Origin of the sequence: Rhodanobacter sp. ANJX3, from assembly GCF_014200755.1 — a bacterium.
GTDB lineage: Bacteria > Pseudomonadota > Gammaproteobacteria > Xanthomonadales > Rhodanobacteraceae > Rhodanobacter.
The window spans coordinates 265,827-288,812 of sequence record NZ_JACHCM010000001.1 but is presented as its reverse complement, the minus strand read 5'-3'; the positions used below and the strand labels follow the sequence as shown (position 1 = coordinate 288,812).

Annotated in this window: 9 protein-coding genes and 2 pseudogenes; 4 read left to right on the top strand and 7 right to left on the bottom strand. The window is 56.7% G+C overall.

Annotated features, from left to right (window positions below; genetic code table 11):
- Nucleotides 1-127 precede the first annotated feature (127 nt).
- The 3 genes from HDE76_RS01120 to HDE76_RS01110 all read right to left on the bottom strand — a co-directional run bounded on the left by HDE76_RS01120 (nucleotide 128) and on the right by HDE76_RS01110 (nucleotide 12,228).
- Complete coding sequence (locus HDE76_RS01120; protein WP_179476517.1) at nucleotides 128-568, bottom strand: hypothetical protein; 441 nt, start codon at nucleotides 566-568, stop codon at nucleotides 128-130.
- Nucleotides 568-5,979 (bottom strand): RHS repeat-associated core domain-containing protein, encoded by a 5,412-nt coding sequence (locus HDE76_RS01115; RefSeq protein ID WP_184504895.1) that lies wholly within the window; start codon nucleotides 5,977-5,979, stop codon nucleotides 568-570. Before HDE76_RS01115 ends, HDE76_RS01120 begins: the two co-directional genes overlap by 1 nt.
- A gap of 72 nt (nucleotides 5,980-6,051) precedes the next feature.
- Nucleotides 6,052-12,228: an IPT/TIG domain-containing protein gene (locus HDE76_RS01110; protein ID WP_184504893.1), complete on the bottom strand. Its 6,177-nt coding sequence runs from the start codon at nucleotides 12,226-12,228 to the stop codon at nucleotides 6,052-6,054.
- Between the two features lie 275 nt (nucleotides 12,229-12,503).
- Between HDE76_RS01110 and HDE76_RS20500 the strand changes: the two genes are divergently transcribed.
- Together HDE76_RS20500 and HDE76_RS01100 are read left to right on the top strand one after the other, a co-directional pair.
- On the top strand, nucleotides 12,504-13,019 hold the full coding sequence (locus tag HDE76_RS20500) for a hypothetical protein (RefSeq protein ID WP_218861879.1): 516 nt from the start codon (nucleotides 12,504-12,506) through the stop codon (nucleotides 13,017-13,019).
- Nucleotides 13,020-13,092: 73 nt separating this feature from the next.
- Nucleotides 13,093-14,130, top strand: a complete 1,038-nt coding sequence (locus tag HDE76_RS01100) for a cytochrome c peroxidase (RefSeq protein ID WP_179476514.1) — start codon at nucleotides 13,093-13,095, stop codon at nucleotides 14,128-14,130.
- A gap of 1,235 nt (nucleotides 14,131-15,365) precedes the next feature.
- Here HDE76_RS01100 and HDE76_RS01095 read toward each other — a convergent pair.
- A pseudogene (locus HDE76_RS01095) lies at nucleotides 15,366-15,736 on the bottom strand (IS3 family transposase); the annotation flags it as partial.
- A 715-nt stretch (nucleotides 15,737-16,451) separates the two neighbouring features.
- Here HDE76_RS01095 and HDE76_RS01090 point away from each other — a divergent pair.
- Together HDE76_RS01090 and HDE76_RS01085 are read left to right on the top strand one after the other, a co-directional pair.
- Entirely contained in the window at nucleotides 16,452-17,465 is a 1,014-nt protein-coding gene (locus HDE76_RS01090) for an acetylserotonin O-methyltransferase (protein ID WP_255481426.1), read from the top strand.
- A gap of 186 nt (nucleotides 17,466-17,651) precedes the next feature.
- A pseudogene (locus tag HDE76_RS01085) lies at nucleotides 17,652-17,923 on the top strand (integrase core domain-containing protein); the annotation flags it as partial.
- Between the two features lie 874 nt (nucleotides 17,924-18,797).
- Here the strand turns inward: HDE76_RS01085 and HDE76_RS01080 are convergent.
- The 3 genes from HDE76_RS01080 to HDE76_RS01070 all read right to left on the bottom strand — a co-directional run bounded on the left by HDE76_RS01080 (nucleotide 18,798) and on the right by HDE76_RS01070 (nucleotide 22,926).
- Nucleotides 18,798-20,018, bottom strand: a complete 1,221-nt coding sequence (locus tag HDE76_RS01080) for an MFS transporter (protein WP_179476511.1) — start codon at nucleotides 20,016-20,018, stop codon at nucleotides 18,798-18,800.
- 53 nt (nucleotides 20,019-20,071) lie between these two features.
- Entirely contained in the window at nucleotides 20,072-21,517 is a 1,446-nt protein-coding gene (locus HDE76_RS01075) for a 3-deoxy-7-phosphoheptulonate synthase class II (RefSeq protein WP_184504887.1), read from the bottom strand.
- A gap of 197 nt (nucleotides 21,518-21,714) precedes the next feature.
- Nucleotides 21,715-22,926 carry a cation:proton antiporter gene (locus tag HDE76_RS01070; protein ID WP_343205628.1) on the bottom strand — a complete coding sequence of 404 codons (1,212 nt, stop codon included), beginning with the start codon at nucleotides 22,924-22,926 and terminating at the stop codon, nucleotides 21,715-21,717.
- Between the last annotated feature and the right edge of the window lie 60 nt (nucleotides 22,927-22,986).

Sequence of the window (22,986 nt, the reverse complement as noted above, 5' to 3'; positions counted from 1 at the left end):
ACTTGACCTAATCATCCGCCCTGCGCCGGCTCGGCTAAATGCGGCTACTTCCTCATCACTACCGACGATAAATCGTCGACGTCGTATTGACTTGCATTTTACATGCGGCTGCTGATTAGTTTTTATTCTAATCAAGACCACTTGCCCCACGTACTTGGAGCAGGGCTTCAATCTTTTTAATGTCTCCCGGACGGAATGGCTTCATATTGATATCAAAATCAAGCGTTCTGTCGTCTCCGACACTATGGATCTCCAACCGGTTTGGAGGTCGACTGCCGTGGGAGACGAGATCAATTTTCCTGACAGCTTTCATAATATTATTCAACTTAACTTTTCTACGTCTCAATAGTGACTGATAAACTAATTCACCGTCCGTTATTTGCAGCAAAAAAGATCTCCACCAGACGAAAATTAATATGCATAAGGCTCCGGCTATCACGGCGCCTCCCCATTCCGCATGATTAAACACCGCGCCATATAGAAATAGAAGAAACATAGGTACGGCGAAAGACTCAAAAATAATTAGCATTGAGGGTGCCGCCGTTGCGCGAATTGAAGGGTCATTCATCATTGGCATCCGCACTCTTCATCGGAACCAAGGGTATCTTCCACGGCAGAAACAACAGGGCCAAGTGCAGTTCCGGAAACTCCCTCAGCTTGCTTTACGGTCGCTATTTTCATGGCGGTGCTTACTGATATGCTTGAAATTGTTCCGTTCGACTGCTTCGTAACCATTTGTTTGAAGATAGCTGAATAACTTCCTCGACCGGATGTAATTCCTTCGATTTCAGGACCGATGATCCTACCTAATCCAGCGCCTAGACCAGTATCGAGCGCTAGCGATCCGTAGTTGAAATGACATTGCTTGTGAGTAGCCATCTTCAAGCCCTGCTTAGCTAAATTTGTGGCTCCCCCAAAAACGGCTCCTGTGGCTAGCGGCCCTAGATAGAGGCTTGCTTCTCCAGCAGCGGCGCCACCGAATGCCGATCCGGCGTAGTCCTGCCAACTGCTAAAATGTCCCTCAATGGCATCACTGAATCCCTGAGAAGCCAGACCGATTACTGCTCCTAAACCGGCGGCGGCGGCATCATCCACACCAAAGTAGAGCCCGGATGGATCGGTGTACATCAGTGGGTTTCCTCCGGCATAGGCATAAAAATTAAGTTGCCCACCGCCAAATCCCATCGGGTCCTCGGAGATAAACCGCCCCATCGTCGGTGAGTAGTACCGAGCCCGGTAGTAATACAGCCCCGTACTGTCCGCTTCCCGCCCGGTATACAGGTACGGGTTGGTAAATCCGATGGTGGTGTTGCTCTGCGTGACGTTGCCGTACGGATCGTAGCTGTACTGCTGTGTGATCGCGCCGGTGGGATCGGTCAGGGCGATCGTGCTGCCCAGCGCATCGGTCAGGAAGTCGGTCCGCCCGTTCACATCGTTCCGGGCGTAGCGCTCGTCTGTGCCTAGGCCGGTCAGTATGGGATTGGTGACGTTGCCGATCACTTCCTGCACCGCGTTCATCCCATCGTAGAGGTACGTCGTCGGTGCGGCCGCGCCCGCCGCGCTCTTGCTGGTGCGCCGACCCAGCGCGTCGTACGCATAGCTGAACTGGGTCGTTCCGCCCTGGGTGATCTGGGTCAACTGGTTGCGCGCGTTCCACACGAAGGTGTTGATACCGTTGCTGGTGAGGTTGCCGTTGGCGTCGTAGCTCATGGTGCTGCCGTTGAAGCTGGTCTGCCGATTGTTGAGATCAAACGTCCCCGGCCTAGTGCTGGGCGTCGGTAGTACGTTAGGTGCCAGACTGCCGCTCTGTCCGGTTCGCCGACCGTCGTTGTCGTAGCCATAGACCAGATTGCCCAAGACGGTGCCGTTGCCTTGCGCGTAGCTCAGACCGGTCAACTGGTTGCCGGCATCGTAGCCATAACTCACGCTAATGCCATTAGGCAGGGTCAGCGCGTTGCGTCGGTTGGCATTGTCGTAACCCAGCTGCACCGTCTCGCTGCCCTGCGTCAGCGACGTCAGCCGGTTCGCATTGTCATAAAAGTAATTGACGATAGCTTGCATCGCGGGCGTCATGCTGGTGCGGCGACCCGAGGCATCGTAGGTGTAGCCGATGGTGCCCTGCGGCGTGACGGTCGTGGTGGCCCGATCCAGACCGTCGTAACCCCAGCTGAGGTTGCCGCTGCTGGAGTCCACCAGGCCGGTCAGGCGATTGGCCGCATCGTAATTCGGCTGGGTGGTCGAACCGTCGGCGTAGGTCGTCAGTGCCGGGCGATTCAGCGCGTCGTAGCTGACCGTCGTGGCCTGCCCTTTGCGATCGGTGTGCGACAGCACGTGGTTCATGCCGTCGTACGTCCACGATTCGCTCTGGTTCAACGCGTCCGTTCGCGTGTGGGGGCGGTTGCGTGCATCGTACGTCGTGGCGATCACCGCTCCGCTAGGCAGGGTGGTGCTCAGCAGGTTGCTGTTGCCATCGTAGCTCAGGATCGTGGTCTGGTTCAGTGCGTCGGTCACCTGGCTGACACGATCGTCAACGTCGTACTGGGTCAGCGTGACGTTGCCCAAGGGATCCTGGGTGGCGATGGGCCGCCCGAGGGCATCTACCGTATAGCTCACGGTGCGACCCAGGGGATCGGTCACGCTGTGCAAGTCGTAACCCTGGTAACTCAAGGTCGTGGTATGACCGAGCGCATCGGTCAGCGTTACCGGCTGCCCGGCACCGTTGCACTGTATCGTGCTGCCATGGCCCAGCGGATCGATTATCTGGTTCAGGCACCGATGGTCATAACCAAAGCTGGTGGTATGCCCCAAGGGATCGGTCACGCTGGCAAGCTGATTACTGTCGGACGTGAAGGTGAACTGATAAGTCACCGCATTGGAGGTCCCATACAGTCGGGTAACGCCGGTGATGTTGCCCATCGCATCGTACGTATAGGCTGTAGTACGCCCCAAGGCATCAGTGACTTTATCGATCAACCCGGAGGGTTCGCGTACATACGTCGTGGTCTGCGCCAACGACGTGCCATAGCCATAGGTATCCGTGGCCGGATAGTGACTGGTCGGGTCGAAAGCCACCTGCTCCTGATGGCCATTCGGGTTCGTAACCAGCGTTGTGGTGACGTTGTTGTTGCTGTCGGTGGTATAGCCGAACTGGTAATAAGTACTGTCCGCGAACGTTTGCTTGGTAACACGCCCATTGGTGTCGTATTGATTGGTGACCCAGATCGTGCCGCGCCGATCCTGCATGGTGAGCATGCGATGGTTACTGTCGTAGGTGTACTGCTCCGTGGTCTTGTCCGGATAGGTCACCGTAGCTAGACTACCGGCCGGGTTATAGGCATACCCTACCGTGCGGTTCGCATTGTCCACGGCGCTGGTGACCCGATTGCTGCTGTCGTAGTTGAAGGTGATCGAGCGACCGCTGGGCGAAGTGACCTGATCGATAAGGCCACCGTTGTAGGCGAGCTGCACCTGGTTGCCATAACGATCGCGCATCCATTTCAGCAGATTGGGCACGTCGCTTTGGAAACCGTACGCGCTGCCGTCCTTCAGGGTGATCTGCCAGTATTCGCCGATCGCTGTTCCCGTGAAGAATTGCAGGGTCGCGCCATAGAAGGCGGAGTTAGTGCCGGTGTGCTCCCACACATCCCCGGCCAGCGGCCAGTTCGTCGCCGTGCCGCTGACGAGGTTGAAGGCAATACCCTGACCGCACGGCAACACCAGCTGTGGCGTCGTAAAGTTGTTGTTGCCGTAGAGGTGGATACCAAAGTTGGAATTACTGCCGACCCCAAACATATGCGAATTGCTATCGGCTGAGGTGTAGGCGCGGGTCAGCGACAACGGCATGATGTCGTTGATCGACAGGTCATTCCATTGATGGAACATGATGCCGGTCTGCAAGTCTATCGGACAGCCTTTGCTTTGATTGTTGAGCGTCTGCGCCGTGGCCGCATTAGCATTGGAGAGGGAGGCACCGGCCCCCAATGCCCAGACCAGCGCCACGCCCGGATCCGGTGCCAGCTGTTTGGCATCGGCGGTGATGTGGCCGCCGCCGTACATCTGCCAACCTTCCTTGACGCCATACACCCAAAAATTGCCCACTGCGTTCGGTTTGGCGTGACCATAGTTTGGATAAACCACCCGGATGCCTTTAGACGCCGTCGGCGTCAGACCCTGCACCACCGCATCGCCCGGTTGGATGGTGAAATACATCGGAAAGTTGTCCGGCAGCGGAAACGGCGCGTGGTCGACTGGCGTGGGTACGATGGCAATATGAGTTAAGACATGACCTTCGCGATCCTTGAAAACGGTACCCGCGGGCACGTGCAATTCGAGACCAGGCATGTCTGGATGCGTCAGCACCACTTCGCGACTGGTCGGCGACGGCAGCGTAATCTCGTCGCGCGGCAGCACGCGCGGCAGGTACATCACGTACGGCATGTGGACTATCGTTCGGCTCTTGAGGTCCGCTCCGACGAGGAATCGCCCGTATTGCGTTTCACCGTGGCTGGCAGTGCGTCCGTCCACAAACACCTCCTGCCGTCCTGCCGGTAGACCGCTGAGTACGAAGAGGCCCTGTGCATCGGTACGCGCCTTGAGATCGCCCACACTGACTTCGACATTGGCGACGGGTGTTTCATCGATCTGCCGAACCTGACCGATCAGCGCCGTGGTTCCCTTGGCAAGCGCGGCTTCGCGCTCGCGGGTATCGGGCAGACTCTGATGCGGTCGATACAAGCGCCAGTGCCCGCCGGTAGCATTCGGTGCATTATCCTGACCGGGGTACCAGGCGCCATCGCGGACAACACTGTGTTCGCGGCACAAGCTATCGACCTCGCGATCGATACAAGTTGAGCGGCCATTGCCAGTCATCAAGACCAGCGGCGGCAACGACACCTCATTAGCGACAGCAGAGGAGGGTTGTGGCCGCCCGCCCTGTCCAGCCACGACCACCCCGGTCGCCGTGGCCCGCGCTGTGGTAAAGCCAATCGCTTTGTACGGCACGACAATACCGGTCGCGGTATGTAGCCCCTTCACGAACAAGGTATAGCGCGAGCCTGGATACAGATCATCCGGCAGTTGCACGAAGGCCAGACGCCCCCCTTCGGCACCGGTTACATGAACTGACACTGCGCCCTCGGGCCCCAACAAGGTGACGGTCTTGGGATTCAGCTGGCGCACATCTACAGGTGTGGAGAAGCGCAATGCGAGCGGGCCCTGGATAGGGGCGGCCGTCGCCTCGGCGATGGGCAGACTTGCCACCACGGCAGCGGATGTTGCGGCGATGGGTGTGTCCGGTGTTGCGCCGGTCGGATCGTAGCGCACGGTGGAAGGCACGGCATGACCTTGAACATCCACGCCGCCTTCGATACGTACGGAACCATCGGCCTGCAACTGGGCGCTGCCTTCCAGGCGCGGACCATCGTGCACAGCGGCGAGCACCGTGTTCTGGCGGGACGTCGGTTGCCACAGCAGCGCCCCGGTCGCAGGCACGCCTTGCGCTGACCAGCCCCCGGTCATCAATACCCGACCATCCGTCATCACGGTCAGGGTGTGGCCGGCGCGGGCCGGCAGACCCAGGGCGTCGGCCGGTGCAAAGCGGCCCGTGGACGGCTCGAACCATTCACCAGTACCGCGCACCTGACCGCGCCCATCGATGCCACCCCATAACAGCACCTGGCCGCTGGGCATGACGGTGATGGAAGCAAAACGGCGTACTTCCGACAGCGATACCCGATGTCGCGTCGCCCCATCAATGACATACGCCAGGCCTTGCGCGCCATGGACTTCGAATGTACGGCCGTCTGGCAACAGCGTACGGGTGACTTCAGACGATGCCGGCAGCACATAAGTGTGACCGGCGCTGCTGATACGCGTCGCTAGCGGCAGCGTGCACAGGGCCAGTGCTGCCGCACTCAGCGCCATTACGCAGAGCCCGCTTGCCACCCCCCGCACGCCCCACGTCTTCCCTTGTGCCGTCATCATCGACTCCTTCGAACGATTACGCGTTGGTCAACACGTTCTGACCAAAATGGTATGTTTCGCCTAACACGCTTACTGCGGAACGAGTGTCAGCTGCGCGCCGCCGGGCTGCCCATAACCGGTGTAGACCAGTAGGGTGTAAACGCCCGTGGCCGGCAGGTTTGATAAATTCAGCACCGTGCCCGACCCGCTGACGTCGGCGGACGCGTAGTAGTTTGTCGGCGTGATCGCCCCTGTGTCTGGACGATATACGTCGACATACACAAACTGTCCCGCCGGAAGGTTGACGCCGGACAAGTTCAACGCGACTGCTGCGCCCGCGTTCGCGCTGAAGGTCAAACGCTGCACCTGCCCGGCGCCCAAAGCGACCGTCGTTGGTGTGTTCGCCGCCAGTGCCGGCCCCGTGGCGTCGGATTCGAGAATCGCGTTGAAGCTCATCGTGCTGCCCGCACTCGGCGAATACACCACGACCGAGTCATTACCTCCTGGCAAGTTCCATAACGGGAGTCGGCAACCGCTTCCCGGATCGTCCACGTTGCACATCGTCGAGGCCACATAGTTCCCGTTAACGTCGTACACATCGGCTGTCACGGACGTCGCGCTCGATCCTGCGATCGTCAGCCCATTAAGGGTCAACTCTAGATTGGCGCTTTGATTGGTCGCGAACGACAGGGTGACGTTTTGACCAGCGGTCGTCGTGGCGTAGCTATGCGATGTACCGGTCGTAAGCAGGGTCCCTGTCGCCGCTGCCAGTAAACCCAGCTGGGCCGAGGCCGGCTCGCCATAGCCCGTATACACCCTTACCAGGTAGCTACCGCTTACTGGCAGGCTGGGCAGATTCAGGGCGTTGTTCGAGCCGGTGCTCTCGAAATAGGCATAGTAGGAACTGCTCGAGGTGATCGCGCCGACATCCGGGCGATAAATGTACGCGTAAAGGTACTGCCCTGCTGGCGTCGTGCTTGCGCCCGACATATTCAGGGTCACTGCATCGCCCGCGTTCGCGTTGAACGTCAGGCGCTCCACCTGACCAGCTCCAAGGGCAACGGATGTTGGCGCGTTGAACGTCATGTTCGGTCCCAACGTATCGGACTGAAGCAAGGCTTGGAAGCCGATCAGGCCCGTGCTGCCACCGGGCGTCAACACTACCGAATAGGTTCCACCCGGAAGGTTGTACAAGGACTGCGTACAACTCGCTCCCGGGTTCGATGCCGAACACGAGGCGCTCGCCACCGAACTTCCAGCGGCGTTGTATACGTCAGAGGTGAACGAGCCGCTGATGTTGTTGAACGTCAGCTCTAGGTTATTGCCTGGATTGGCGGCAAAGGACAGATAGACGTTCTGGCCGTTCAGCGCGTTGGCATAACTTTGCGCCCCGCCGTTGGTCGTCAGCGTCCCGGTCATGCCGGGCGCCAGGGTCAGTTGCGCCGAACCCGGCTCGCCATAAACGGTGTAGATCCTCACGAGATAATTGCCGCTGACGGGCAAGTTTGGCAGATTCAGCAGCATGTCCGAGCCGTTGCTGTAGAGCGTGGTGTAGAACGGAGTGCTCGCATTGATCGCGCCCGCATCCGGACGAAACACGTCGGCCTCCACAACCTGGCCCGCTGGGCTCGTGCTCTGGTTCGACAATTTCAGGAACACAGTATCGCCCGCGTTCGCGCTGAAGGTCAGACGCTCCACTTGTCCCGAACCCAGGTTCACGGTGGCCGGAGTACTGGCTGTGAGCGCCGTGCCGACGACATCGGGTGACAATTGGGCGTTGAAACTCATCGTACCGCTTCCGCCCGGCGGCGCTATCACCACCTCATACGTTCCTGCCGCCAGGGCGTAGAGCGGAAGCCGGCAGCTGTCGCCCGGATTGTTGGTGTAGCAGCTCGTGGAACCCACGTTGGTGCCGACACCGTTATACACGTTCACCGAAACCGCCGTTGCGCCCGAGCCGGTGAAGGCCAGTCCGGTCACGGCTAATTCGAGATTGTTGCCTTCGCTGGCTGCGAACGACAGATTGACGGTCTGATTGGCGACTGCGGTGGCGTAGTTCGTGCTGGTAGCCGACAGCGCACCTGTCACGCCCGATACCAGCGTCAGCTGCACGGAACCCGGCTCGCCGTAGGATGTATAGACCTTTACGGTATAGGTGCCGCTTGCCGGGAGGTTCGACAGATTCAGGGTACCGCTCGAACCTCCGCTTACGTTAGTCGACGTATAGGCATTGGTGGCCGTAATCGTGCCCGTATCCGGGCGATAGACATAGACAAAGACGGCCTGTCCTGTCGGCGTGGTACTCACGTTGGACAGATTTAGGGCCACCGTACTGCCGGCGGTGGCGTTGAATGTCAGGCGCTCTGTCTGCCCCGCCCCCAAGGTGACCGTCGTCGGGGTATTGGTTACTAGAGCGGGGCCGACCACATCGGGGCCAAGCATCGCGTTGAAACTGATGGTACTGCTTGCGTTGGGCGACGATACCGTTACCGAGTAAGTGCCGGCCGTCAGGTTCCATAATGGAAGCCGGCAGCTATTCCCGGGGTTACTCGTATAACACGTGGTCGAAGCGACATTCGTGCCCGAAGGACCGTATACGTTGACCGCGGCCGACGTCGAAGTGGATCCCGTTATCGCGAGTCCGGTCAAGGTCAATGTTAGGGTATCGCCCTGATTAGCGTTGAAGCTCATCATGACATTTTGCCCCGCCGCCGCACCGGCCTCGCTTTGTTGAACGCCGTTATCCGGCAGCGTAGGAGTGCCATACACAGGGGGGGCGGCGGACACATCGGACTCTAGCGTCAATTGCGCGGAACCAGGCTCGCCGTAGACGGTGTAGAGCCTCACGATATAGGTTCCGCTTGCCGGCAGGTTCGGCAGGTTCAACGTGGCGCTCGAGCCACTGCTGTTTGTGGTCGCGTAGGTATTGCTCGACGTGACCACACCCGTGTCTGGACGGTACACATTGGCATAGATCGTTTGACCTGTCGGCGTCGTACTGACCCCTGACAAACTCAGAGCAACCGTGTCGCCGGCATTTGCGCTGAAGGTCAAGCGCTCTATCTGTCCCGTTCCCAAGCTAACTGCCGTTGGCGACCCGACCGTCAAAGCTGGGCCAGCCACTTCGGGTTCGAGCAACGTGCTGAAGCTGATCGTGCTGCTCGCATTCGGAGGCGACACCACCACCGAATAGGTGCCCGCGGTCAGATTCCACAACGTAAGCCTGCAATCGTTACCTGGATTACTCGTAAAACAGGTCGTCGAAACGATATTCGTTCCGGCAGCGTTGGTCACGTTCACGTACGCTGAATTCGCGGAGGATCCCGAAATCGCCAAACCGGCCAACGTCAGGTCGAGGGTGTCACCCTGATTGGCGGTAAAGGACAGATAGACGTTCTGGTTCACCGCACTGCTGGCGTAATTTTGCGATGAGCCATTGCTGGACAGTGTCCCGGCAACGCCGGACAAGAGGGTCAGCTGCGCCGAAGCGGGATTACCATAGGTGGTGTACACCATCACTGTGTAGTTTCCGCTCACCGGCAGCTTGGGCAGATTCACCGTGCTGCTTGGACCGGAACTCGTGACGTAAGCGTAAGGAGAACTGCCGGAAACGATTCGGCCGTTGTCGGGACGGTAGACGTAGGCATACACGGTCTGACCCGACGGCGTCGTGCCTACACCCGACAGATTCAGAGCCACCGTATCACCCGCGTTCGCGCTGAACGTCAGGCGTTCCACCTGGCCCGCCCCCAGACTGATGGCAGTCGGCGTATTGGCAATCAGCGCCGAACCGGTCACATCGGCCTCGAGCAGCGCATTGAAAGCCATCGTGCTGTTGGTGCCTGGTGGCGACACGATGACTGAATACGTCCCACTTGCCAGATTCCAAAGCGGCAGTCGGCAGCTGCCTCCGGGATTATTGGCATAGCAGCTTGTCGACGCGACATTGCTGCCAGCAGCATTGTATACGTTGACTGCCGCAGGACCGGTGCTGGTCCCAGTAATCGTCAGGCCGGTCAAAGTCAATTCCAGATTAGCGCCAGAGGTGGCCGTAAATGACAGATACGCGTTCTGATTGACGGCCGATGCGTAATTTTTCGACGTATCGTTGATGGGCAGAGTACCCGTCACCCCCGGTATCAAAGTCACTTGCGCTGAGCCCGGCTCGGCGTAATCAGTGTAGATCCTCACCGTGTAGGCGCCGCTTACCGGCAGGTTCGGTAGATTCAGCGATGTGCCAGAGCTGGCCGTGCTGACGTATGAGTAATAATTACCCGCGGTGAGCACGCCCGCGTCCGGGCGGTACACATAAACGAATAGCGTTTGGCCGGCCGGCGTCGTGCTTACATTGGCCAGATTCAGGGCCACCGTGTCACCGGCGTTCGCATTGAACGTGAGGCGCTCCGTCTGTCCCGAGCCCAAAGTCACGGTCGTCGCGGTGCTGGCGGTCAGTGCCGGCCCGGCGGCATCGGGTCCGAGCGCGGCATGAAAGCTAATGATGCTATTTGTCGATGGCGGGGAAACCACCACCGAATACGTCCCGGCGGCCAAATTCCACAACGTAAGCCGACAACTGTTTCCCGGGCTGGTCGTGTAGCAGGTCGTGTAGGTGACAAGCGCGCCGGAGGGATCGTAAACGTCAACTGACGCCGACGTGAGGCTGGATCCGGTGATCGCCAGACCGGTCAAGGTCAGGTCCAGGGTAGCGTCTTGATTCGCCGTGAATGACAAATAGACATTCTGATTGGCGAAAGTTGCCGCATAATTTTGCGACGTATTCGTGCTCGACAGTACGCCACCAGCACCCGGCACCACTTCAACCTGCACCGTACCGATCACGCCGCTCCCAGGTGCAATGATGACCTGATAAGTTCCCGTGCTGGTGGTCGGCATGGCACCCAGAGAGATTGGGCCGCCCGTAGTTGTACTGCTCGTGTAACTTGCCCCGGTGGGCGTATAGACGGTGTACGTCACTGCATGGCTTGCCGGTGTCGTCGTGGTGCTAATCACCTCAAAGGTGAGCAGCTGATTGGCGACGGCCTGGAACAGCACACGCTTGCTCTGCCCTTGCACCGAGGTGACTACGGTGGCAGAAACACCGGTGCTTAATGTTGTATTGGTTTCTACGCCTACGGATAACTGCGCTCCCGCGCCATTGGGCGTAAAAGTGGCGAGGTAGGTACCGCCCTTCAGCTGCGGCAGATGGATCGTTGGCGATCCGGACGATAGGTTGCCCTGTTGGATCACTACATTTCCCGGGGCATAGATCGTGTAATTGATGCTGCCGGTCGTGGTAATGGCACTTGCCTGCAAGCTTAGCCAACTGCCAGCGGTACCATCGAAGGTCACCGCGCCGGTCTGGCCCGATGCACCGATGCTCAGTGCAACAGGCGATCCGTTGAGCGCGGCATTGCCGCTGCTGACCACATTGGTTGCATTAAGACCAGTGGGCAGAATGACGATAGGGAGCGCACTCGTCGCCTGACCGTAAGGCGTTTGCACCACCACATGACCGCTGACAGCGTTATTGGGTAGGACGAATTGCAGCTGAGCGTCGGTCGCTGACGACAAGGTCACGCCAAGCCCACCTGCAAGCATGGTCGTATTTCCTGGCACCGGATATAGATGCGTACCGGCCACTGTCACAGTTCCACCAACCGCCGAAAAAAGCGGGGTGACTTGCGCAATGCTCGGCGGCAACCCGGTGCTATCCACCACGAACGACGTGGCGCTTGTTGCCGTTTGGCCACCCACGGTGACCGTGATCGGACCGCTACTGGCACCGACCGGAACACTGGTAACCAACTGCGTGGCCGTTGCCGACATCACGCTAGTTGTGCTGCCGTTGAAGCTCACGCTGTCATTAGCCAGCGTGCTACTGAACCCCTGTCCCTGAATGGTGACCGGGGTACCGACGTTGCCATGCGCAGGACTGAAGGTGAATACAGCAAGTTGCCCCGCCGAGAGTACGCTGCCGATCCGTACCAAGTTGCCTAGAGTGTCGTAAATGTAGGGCGTGCTGGTGCCATCGCTCTTGGTGATAGCCACGAGACGCCCATTGGCGTCATAAACATAAGTATTGGCTGGACTAGCGCCGGTGACTTGCGCCTCAGTCACGCCCAGACACAACAAAAAAAGGCTCCACAGCAGCAGGCGTATGACGACGCGCGCAGAAACCCACCCGCGTAGCGGATATTTCCTTTTCGCGGGCAAAGACATCAAGGCGATATCTTCGACAACCGCTGATCGCTCGTCCTGCGATTCCATACGCACACTCCCTTCAACCAATCCTCAGAAGGATTGATCGGATTGTCGACGTGGTACTCCCTAGAGGGAAATGTCCTCTTTTCCCTACCTGTAGCAAAGCACAGTTTCCTGCGCGTTGACAAGCGCAAAAAGCTCTAGAGCAAGTTCGACAGTATTTCCATGCGGTGATACTTCGAATAAGGTTAAGCAACTTTTGTTTTTGGCTGTGAGTTCCATAAAACGTCACACTGGTGGACGACATCCCCTCGCACTAACCTAGCGCTTAGAAGGAACTTATGAATCGATCAGGATTACTTGCGGGTACGTGGGCTTGTTTGCTCGGCCTAGCCGTGGCCAGTTGCAATCATCAAGCGGCGGACAGCTCGCTTGCCACACCCCCTGCGGCGAGTGCTGCAGCGTCCCCGACCAAGCCGGCTATCTCAGCCGATGACACGACGTGGGGAAATTATCTCGCCGCGCAAGGCCATATCCATGTGAAAGACGTCAGCATGCACCCTTATATTTACGTGATTCCAGGCGGAGACAGCCCGCAGGCCGACACGCGTCGTCAAGAAGAATCCGATTCGATCAGCCATGCGGTCGGCCCTATTCTGATACCCGGCGGATTACTGATCATAGGCGGACCCAGCGCTCAGCAAACCAGCGCTTTCATCACCGCGTTGTCCAAGCAGCTGAAAGCGGATGCACTCAGAGGGATCGTCGTCTTGGTGGTGAGCGAGGCATCCCAGGAAAAGGTCGTTCAAGGCGCGCTCAAACCCACCGGCGCGACGATTCGGTTCGTTGCGTTTTAACGCAGGGGATGTCCGGCCACATCGTCATTGGCGAATCATCAGAACCTGCCAACGAAGACTACTTACGTCGTTCATGATCACTCCACGCGCGCTCGGTCCATGGCTCGTTCTGTTTGTATTGGTCATTGGGGGTGGCTGGTGGGCGGCGCAACGAAAATTAACTACCTCCTCCCCGAATTCGCTCGTCGCGCTGGGGCAAAAACTGTTTAACGATCCGCACCTCAGTGCTGATGGCAACGTACGCTGCGCTTCGTGCCATATTCTCGAAAAAGCATTTACTGACGGTCGACGCGTAGCGATAGGCATCAATGGACGAATCGGTACTCGCAATACGCCAAGTCTGGCTGCCATCGGTGCGTCGACGACGACGTCGTTCTTTTGGGATGGCCGACGTGCGGCGTTAGAACAGGCCGTGCTGGATCCACTGACCAATCCTGTCGAAATGGGGCTCCATGACAACACCGTAGCGGTGGGCAAACTCGTCAATGACGCGGGCTACCGTGCTGCATTTTCGAGTAGCTTCCCGGATGCCGCGCCATTTATCACATCAGCGCACATTGCCGCGGCCTTATCCGCCTATGTCCGTTCTCTGAACCAGCGCGCGAGCGCCTTTGATCGCTATCAGGTGACGCACGATCCCTCCGCGCTTAGCGCTCTAGCGAAACAGGGGTTAATCCTTTTTTCGGGTAAAGCGCAATGTGCCGAATGCCATCGGCTGGATGGAACACCTGTCTCGCTGACTGACAACGCCTATCATCGCACCAGTGCAGAGCCTAGCGCTGTAGAGCAAAATCTGCCGGCGTTGACACAGGCGGTGATTGAACGTTCGTTGCGCGATGCCGATATCGGCCGTCGTGTTGCCACGCACGTTGACGAAGCACAGCTTGGTCGCTTCAACGTCACATTAAATCCCGGCGATATCGGTCTGTTTCGTACACCTTCACTGCGCAACGTGGTGTCAACGGCACCTTATATGCACGACGGTAGCGTGCCGACGCTGGATGAGGCGATCGACCGAGAGGTTTATTACCGGAGCCTGCAATCGGGCCATCCCCTCAATCTGAGCGTAATGGAGAAGCAGGAGTTGAAGGCCTTTCTTGAAGCATTATAAAAGGGCCGCCGAGCATTCTTTACTCGTTGCATCTCCACCGAAGAAGCCATCAGGATTTGGCGAAGATGATCTTTGAATCAGCGGCGTCGCTGTAGTCACAATCTGCCGGGGAGCTACTCATTCAGCTGCGCGAACTGCTCGGTGAAGCCTATCGCCGAACCCGCGAGGGCTTCCAACGCTTGCAGCACATACAGACCGGAACAATTGCCAGCGGTTAACGCTTTCCAGCAGGCCACTCAGGTTGGGTCGGTCAGGTAAGCATCTTTTCCGACGATGACCAGTTGCACACAACCGAGGTCGATGGAGGAAACGCATTGCCGGGTGCGTTCGATAGGGAGCATAGGCTCAAAACGAGGTGACGAAGGGCGTAGCTTAACCGCCATACTCTCAGCCGATGCGACGGGCCCACTTCAAAATCAGTCCAGCTCACCAGGGCGACAACGATATGCACCTTTCCGGAATGCCTCGACCCCCTCGACGACACCGGCGTTTTCCCGCCGACTGCCGTCCAAGTTATCCCATTGAAGCCATCCGCTCCCTACCTCGTTTGAGCGGGCGCCTCGCCTGGTTGGTGGCCGATCTAGGACAACAAGCGGGTTCAGTCCTCGTGATCTGGGACGAGGCGCTATGGTGCTTGGTGCGACGTCACTCACCAGTAGACGACTTGTCCTCAAACACGTCCTTCGTTGCCTTCGCGGTCTTTTCGATCATGTTGGCGGCTTTAATAGCCAGGCAGCTGACGGAATCTCACAGCCACCTGCGATAACAGCGGCTTATCGGATCGATTGCTAAATCCCCCTCCCCCGCGGAGGAGAGGGTAAACACATCGCGATGGTCGATCAACGACATTAAGCGTCAATCCTCGAAGTCCCGTCTAACGAAATGTCTCTAGTCAACGATACAAAGTCAGCGCGCTTGCCATCTACTGAATGAGACTTTTGCACATAACCGCCCGTGACCGCCGCGCACTGTCGATGAGTCTGATCGCACACTTAGCAGGTCTTCAACGGCGGCGATGTCGGCGGGATGACATGGATGGGGCATTTGCCCGAACCGTGTGGAATGGAAAAGCCCTGGCAATTCGCGGTCCCCGGGGTACACGCCGTGACATAGCTCGATGCATTGGGCTGCTCCTGCCCGCTAAAGCTCGTACCTGATTGCTGCAACTGCCATTGACAGAAAAGTTGACCGTCATAGGGCAGGTAATTTTGGACCGACCAGAGTTTTGTAGACACTCAGTCGCTGATTTGCGCGTAGCGCCGTTCTAACTCGACAGGCGACAGGTCGCCATTTGAACTGTGGCGACGTTTGGGGCTGTAAAACATCTCGATGTCGTCGAACACGTCAGCCCGTGAAGCCTCTTTGGTCGGATAAATCTGCCGTCTGATCCGCTTGCGCTTGAGCAGGCCAAAGAAGCTTTCCACGGGCCCGTTGCCGTGGACGTTGCCTCGACGGCTCGTGCTGGACACAAGACCATGCGCCTTCCGGAAGCTCTGCCAATCATCGCTGGTATAAAACCGAACCTTAGTCCGAGTGAATCAGGACACGAAGTTTAGGCTGGCGCCGCCAGACCGCAGAAAGCAGCGCCTCGCAAGACCAGGTCTGTATCCGCCCGATCACGCATCGCCCACCTGACAAGCCCATTCTCGATCCAGCCAGTGTATAGGAGGCGTGGTTCGCTATTTTTCGAAGGTCGAAGGTTATGTCGGTCGGGCGCTGTCGCCTGCCTAGATCGTGTAGCTACGAACCCGCCTCGCAGGACTCAAGGTTGACTTCGCAACGCACAGTCTACGTTCGGGGATCGTGACCGAGACCAACCGTTGGTTCGTGTCGTAGTCGACGATCATGCAAATGACCGAGCATTGCGCGGTCGCCAGCGCGATGGGTTATTTTCAGGCACGCTCAGCGTCAGATAACCCCGCCACTCGATTGCAAGTATTCGCAGGCGTTTAGCATAGGCCTTCGACTTCAATTCATGAATCCTAGTCGGCCGTTGACTAAGTAACGATCGTCATCTAATCTCACGTAACGATCGTTATTTAAGTTTTGGCACTCATAAACGCACGTCACGTGATAGCAATTTCTTACTGGAAGCCTATAGGCATCTCTAAACCGAGCGTCTTTATAAAGTGAGTGTTCTGCGTATACCGGAGGCCAATTGATGACCAGCCTAGTAGTGGTCAGATCATTGTGGAGTATCTTTTCACGAAGAAGAACTATTGAAAAACCTTTCAGTTTTACCATTTGTAAAGTTTCGTTGTTCGATTAAAAACGTACGGAATGACGATTCTTGAATTTCATTACTTGCTGGAATCAATGTGATGCCGCCAGATGTAGGATCGAAGACATCTCCACTTCCTGAGTTGATTCAGATGATATGGGGATTTATGGCTAGCCAGGCTATTTATGTTGCGTCTTGCCTTGAAATATTTGATTTTTTATCAAATGGTGAAAAGAGTTCTAATGAACTAGCCATAGATTGTGAAGTTAGCGCGGATGCACTGGGTAGGCTGCTAAGCTTTCTCTCCTCGTTAGACTTGTTATTCGAGAATAGTAGCGGGCATTATTCTCTTACTGAACGTGGCGACTATCTACGGTCCGGCCATTCACAATCTATACGAGGTATGGCTTTGCTCTATGGGCAATCTTTTTTCTGGGAACCTTGGGGCAACCTGCTAGAGACGGTCAAAACTGGGAAGCCCGCCTTCGACAGGATCTATGGCGAGGGCTTGTTTGACTACCTTGAGAAAAACCCATCTGCAGCTGCGATCTTCCATATCGCCATGGAAGGTGGCAGCAAGATTAGCTTGCAGTCGGCCCTCGACGCCTACGATTTCTCCATATTCGAGAAGATAGTGGACGTGGGCGGCGGGTCGGGGGCGTTTCTGCGCGGCATCTTGAAAAAGAACACGCGGTCAAAGGGAGTGTTATGCGACTTACCTTCTGTTGTGGAGAGGGTTAAGTCAGAAGATCTACCATCTAGGATTGAAGTAGTCTGCTCCGATATGTTCGTATCAGTTCCCAAAGGTGGGGATGCGTATATATATAAACGCATTCTGCACGACTGGGACGACGATGAATCAGTGCGAATTTTGAGTAACTGCCGCAAAGCGATTGTTCGCCACGGACGACTTTTGGTTATTGAGTCCGTACTGAAACAGCCTGGCCAAGCGGATCCCGCGCGTTGGATGGATATAAATATGCTGGTTATGCTTACAGGACGAGAGCGGACCGAGGAAGATTACCGGCGTATATTCAAAGCAGCGGGTTTTACATTAACGTGTGTGACGTCTATCGGTCGGGAATCGATCGTTGAAGGACGTCCGTATGAGTAAATGAGATGGCCCGGATTTGACGGACCCCTTTGAATGGGGACAATCCCCCGGGAGGTGTCAGATGGTCAAGCGTCAACGGTTCACCGCAGAGTTCAAGCGCGAAGCGGTCAGGCTGCTGATGCTGGCGAACGTCCTGCATCAGAGGTAGCCATGCGCATGGCGATCACACATTGCAAACCTGCGGCGGGACTGATTCACCACACGGATCGGGGCGCGCTTTATAGCTCAGCCAACTACCGTCGCTTGATGGCCGCCGATAGGCTGCTACCTAGCATGAGCCGTCACGGCGACTGCTACGATAACGCTTGCGCAGAAAGCTTTTTCTCCTCGCTGAAGAACGAACTCGTCCATGGTGAGGTCTTCGCGATACGCGACGCCGCGAGAGTCGCCATCGTCAGCTACATCGAAGGCTTCTACAATCGCAAACGTCTACATCAACACTCGGCTATCTAGTGCCCGCTGTTGTCGATGAGTGCTTAATTCACGTGTCCGAAAAAGCCGGGCCACCTCAAAATGTCCCCTCGGCAAAGGCCTGTCTCCTTATAGCATCTCCGAGTCGACGCTTGGAAGCATTTGATACGGCTCATGCAGTTGTACCCGGTCGAGCCCACAAAGTGTCCAATTATGGACTCCCGTGCGCTTAGTGTTGGAAATATCTTCGGGTTCCCGGTCGCTTTCGGCGCAGGCTTTGTTTCATGGCAATCTTGACACCCAGCAGCAAGCTAGGGGGATTATCCACCCAGGTTGGCTACGATCAAGCACGCTCGTCATGCCGATGGAGGGGCATGGACGGTTTGCTACGTTGCTCTATCAGCCGCGGCACCTGCCATTGCTCGGTGTTCAACACTCTGTCACAGGGAACGGACGAGTGCTACTCATTTGCGGGCCGCATATGGGCCAGCCCACAAGCGCGTCGCGTGCTCACCTGCAACCGCTCGTGGATCCATCGAGCGACATTTTGAAGGCGGATTGGCCTCACATTTTTTTGAATCACCTCATACAGGATCTGCTTGCCAAAGGTCAGGTCTTCGACCAATCGCTTGAGACGGCTGTTCTCTCTTGCAGCTGCTGCAGTTCAGCTGCACCCATATTCGCGTACTTTTTAGAGCGTCGCTTCGCTGATGCCCATCGGCAGGCGGACATCGGCTACTTAGGTAGGAGTTCTTCATCTCCTAGAGATTAACTTTGACTCGCTTTTTCGACACGACTAAAAAAAGTAGAGTTACGGTCGCGTCATTCCAGACCCAGAAGGCTCAAAGGAGGAGCAATGAAGAAGTCACGATTTACCGAAGAACAGGTTACCTACTGCTTTCAGCTGGTCGAGTCCGGCACCTAGGGTCTGATGAGCACCCGGTGCTCAGTGAAGTAATAAAGTAACGCCAGCACTGGCAGCGCAAATCCGATCCATGAAGTAAACAGCCAACCAGACTGCGTGAAAGTCCACGCGCCGACGGCAGAGCCCGTGGCACCACCCATAAAAAAAAAGGCGATATATATGCCATTGAGACGGCCTCGGTATTCTGGGGCCAAAGCGAAGATTGCCCGCTGGCCAACCACAAAATTCATCGATACCCCAAAATCGAGCACGATGGCGGCCGCTACGAACATTGCTAGCCGGGTCGAAAAATGGCCCTTTCCATACGTCATCAAGAATGAGAGCGCCACAAGCAAGATCGCAAAACCCGTAAGCAGTCGACTCAGCCCCTTGTCGGCAAACTTTCCCGCAATCGGCGCTGCAATCGCACCGGCAACACCAGCCAATGCAAACCACGCAATGCCAGCTTGCGACAATCCAAATTCCGGGCCGGCCAACAATAGTGGAATAGTCGTCCAGAATAAGCTGAAGGCGCCGAACAGGCACGCGTGATAGAAAGCGCGTCGTCGTAACAGCGGCGTCTGGATAAAAAGCCGTAGCATCGATCTGAGCAATGCGCCGTACGTCAAGCTGGGCTCTGGGCGCCGCGCTGGCAGAAAAAGCATCAGCACACCAGCCAGAACCGCCATGCCAATAGCCGCCAGCAAGAAAACCGTGCGCCATGAGCCGAGATGGGTCAGGAAGCTTGCCGCGGGACGCGATAGCATAATGCCTAGCATAAGGCCGCTAACCACTTTTCCGAGCGCGTGACCACGCGCGGCCGGCGCGACAAGATGTGAGGCGTAAGGCATGACGATCTGCGCTGCGACTGCAGTCAACCCGATAAAGAACATAGCAAATAGAAAGATCGGCGCGTGCTGCGAGATGCCGGCAATGAACAAGGCACATGTACTGGCAATTAAAGCCATGACGATCAGGCTTCGATTTTCAACAATGTCAGCCAGCGGCACCACAAGAATCAGGCTTACCCCATAACCTATTTGGGTCATCGTGACGATTAATCCCGCTGACTGTGGGGACAGACCCAAGGCAGCGCTGATGGGGCCAATCAACGGTTGTACATAATAGAGGCTGGCGACGATCATTCCGCAGGCAATCGCCAGTAGCAAGGTAATCCACCCTGGTAATAATGTCGTCGTTACTCCTGGCTCTAGCCGCTCAACATATTCCGTTTCCATCTAGTGTGTCTCTTCGATGAAGACGGCGATGTCGGCTCTTAACTGTCCGATCGTCATGCCGTCGTCGCCGGTGAACACGATTCCATAAGATGGCTTGCCGGCGATGTCGTCAGGTTTCGTAGATCCAAATGGCCCGACTTGCGTACGATCAACATCGCAAGCTCCAATGATTGCTCGTAGTTGAGCCGCGGATCGACCACCGATTTATATGCATGGGCAAGGTCAGCTTCATTGAGATCGCGCGCACCGCCAATGCATTCGGTGACGGCTTCGCCAGTAAGCTCCAGATGCACACCACCCAATCGGGTTCCTTCCGCGGCATGGATGTCGAACGCTTGTTCCAGCTCACCACGAATATTGTCGAAGCGGCGCGTTTTGTAGCCGTTCGACGTGCTTTCGGTGTTGCCATGCATCGGATCGGTCACCCAAAGAACGCGCCTTCCCGCGCTCTGCACGGCGCGCAGCAAAGGCGGCAACCCGCTGGCAATTTGCGCATAGCCCATTCGGTGAATAAGGGTCAGGCGCCCTGGTTCGTCGCCCGGATTGAGTACGTCAATCAACCGCAGCAGCGTGTCAGGCTCTATCGAAGGTCCAACCTTCACGGCGATCGGGTTGCGTATGCCGCGAAAATATTCGGTATGAGCACCATTCAGGGCTGCCGTACGCATGCCTATCCAAGGAAAGTGCGTCGACAGATTGAACCAGCCTTGGTGACGTGGCACCTGGCGGGTCATGGTCTGCTCGTAGTGCAGCAGCAAAGCCTCGTGGGACGTGAAGAAATCCACGCGTGCACAACCATCAATGGGTCCAGCTAGCGTTTCCATGAAGCGCAGCGAGTCGCCGATATTCACGACCATACGACGATACTCGGCTGCCAGCGGCGCATGCTCGACCCAGGCTAGTTCCCAGTATTCCGGATGACGGAAATCAGCAAAACCGCCATCGACCAGAGCACGCACAAAGTTCATGGTCAAGGCCGAATGCGCGTGAGCCTGGATCAATCGTCGCGGATCAGCGAGGCGCGCCTCGGGTGTAAAAGCCAATCCGTTGACCATATCGCCGCGGAAGCTCGGCAGGATCACGCCATTGCGTGTCTCGCTATCGGTCGAACGCGGCTTGGCATATTGCCCCGCAAAACGCCCTACCCGCAACACTGGCATCTTGAGCCCGTGCACCAAAACTAGGCTCATTTGCAGCAGTACCTTCAGCCGATTGGAAATAATCGGGCTGGTGCAATCGGCAAATGCTTCCGCGCAATCTCCACCCTGCAGCAGAAAACTTCGTCCTTCCTGCGCTTCGGCCAACGCATGCTTCAACGCCAGCACTTCACTTGAGGTCACCAGCGGTGGAAGCTGACTCAGCTCAGTGGTTACCTGTGAAAGCTCGTTCATATCTTCGTAGCGCGGTTGCTGCAAAGCGACGCGCCGCTGCCATGAGTCTGGGGCCCAGTCTTTTATCGGGCTCGCCCATGGATAAGGGAAATTCGCTGCAATCGTCACGAGCCATGCTCCCTATTCAAGTGCACATGCTTGTCCGCGCGAGTCGCAATCGGCCCGGTTCATGCGCGTGAAATTAAATAAACAAGCTACGTATCGGTCTTCATCGTTTCGCTCCCTGCAATAATTTCGGCGCTCCTACGTAGGATCGTCTTCCTTATTGATAAAGATAGTCTTGCCCGACCAGAGCTATATTTCGTTCAACTCGTCTTGGTCGCCAGATTCGGATCCAACGCCAGTTTCGGAGAAACTACTGGAACGGTCAGCATCGTGCTCACTAGGGACATGATCAACAACGCCGTAAAGGCATCATTCGAAATGATCCCCTTGTCCAGCAGGATATTCGCGAACACGATAGTGATCAGCGACTTTGTTTGCAGCAGCCAGCCGATGATCGACGCTTCGCCCTCGCCCCACTTCAAGATGCGGCCGGCAATATGCACGCCGATCAATTTGCCCAGCACCGCTGCGATCAGTAGCAAGCCGGCCGCCACAAACACTGTCAAGCCACCGATCGACCAATTGGTTTTCAAGCCAGTAATGAGAAAAAACACCGGCATCATCATCAACAACACGTAATGCCGCAGCAGATCCATCTTCTTTTGATCGAACCAGCGCAGATCAATCACCGCGCCTGCCATGAATGCGCCGACCATGAAATGTAACCCCGCCCATTCCGCGCTGAACGCAACAGTAGCCAGCCAGATAATCGCCGCGAACCAGCGATCAACTTCCGATATGGCTGCCATGAGCTTACGGAAAAGAACAGTCACCAATCCAAAGCTGACCAGAAACAGCAACTGGGTTTTGAGTCGCTCGAGATCGAGCATGACAATCGCCAACACAGTCCAGATCAGAACATCGTCCAAACTGGCATAGCGCAGAACGCGCTGACCAATGGGCTGCCGAAGCAATTCCATCTTCTCCAAGAAAACGATCAGAATCGGCAAGGCGGTGATCGAGCAAGACATGCCTATGGCGAGCGTGAATTGCCAGGTATGCGCCTGCATGCCGATCCAGCCCGGATGCTGCGCAAGAAGAAGTCCCACAATGCACCCTAGCGACAAGGGGACGCCAAGCGCGAGGCCCGCCGTAATGCCGCTCTCACGCCGGTAGCGCCACACATTGCTGAGATCCAGTTCCAAGCCGGCCACGAACACGAAAATCATGACGGCCCAGGACGCTATGCCGTTCAAATTCTGAATCGTGACTTCACTGAAAACCTGCCTGTAATAGTCTTTGAAATACGCCCCCAACGCGCCAGGTCCAAGCAAAATCCCGGTAATGATCTGCACCACTACCATCGGGGCAAAATAGTCGGTTCGAAAATAACGCCAGATCAGGAACGGAATACTGAATATGATCAGCATCGCTATCAAGAATGCTTCTGGCTGCGTGATATGAAATGTCACAACAAACTCCTGTCAGACACCGAAGTCCTAACGCGATTACCCCAAGGTACGGCGCACCCC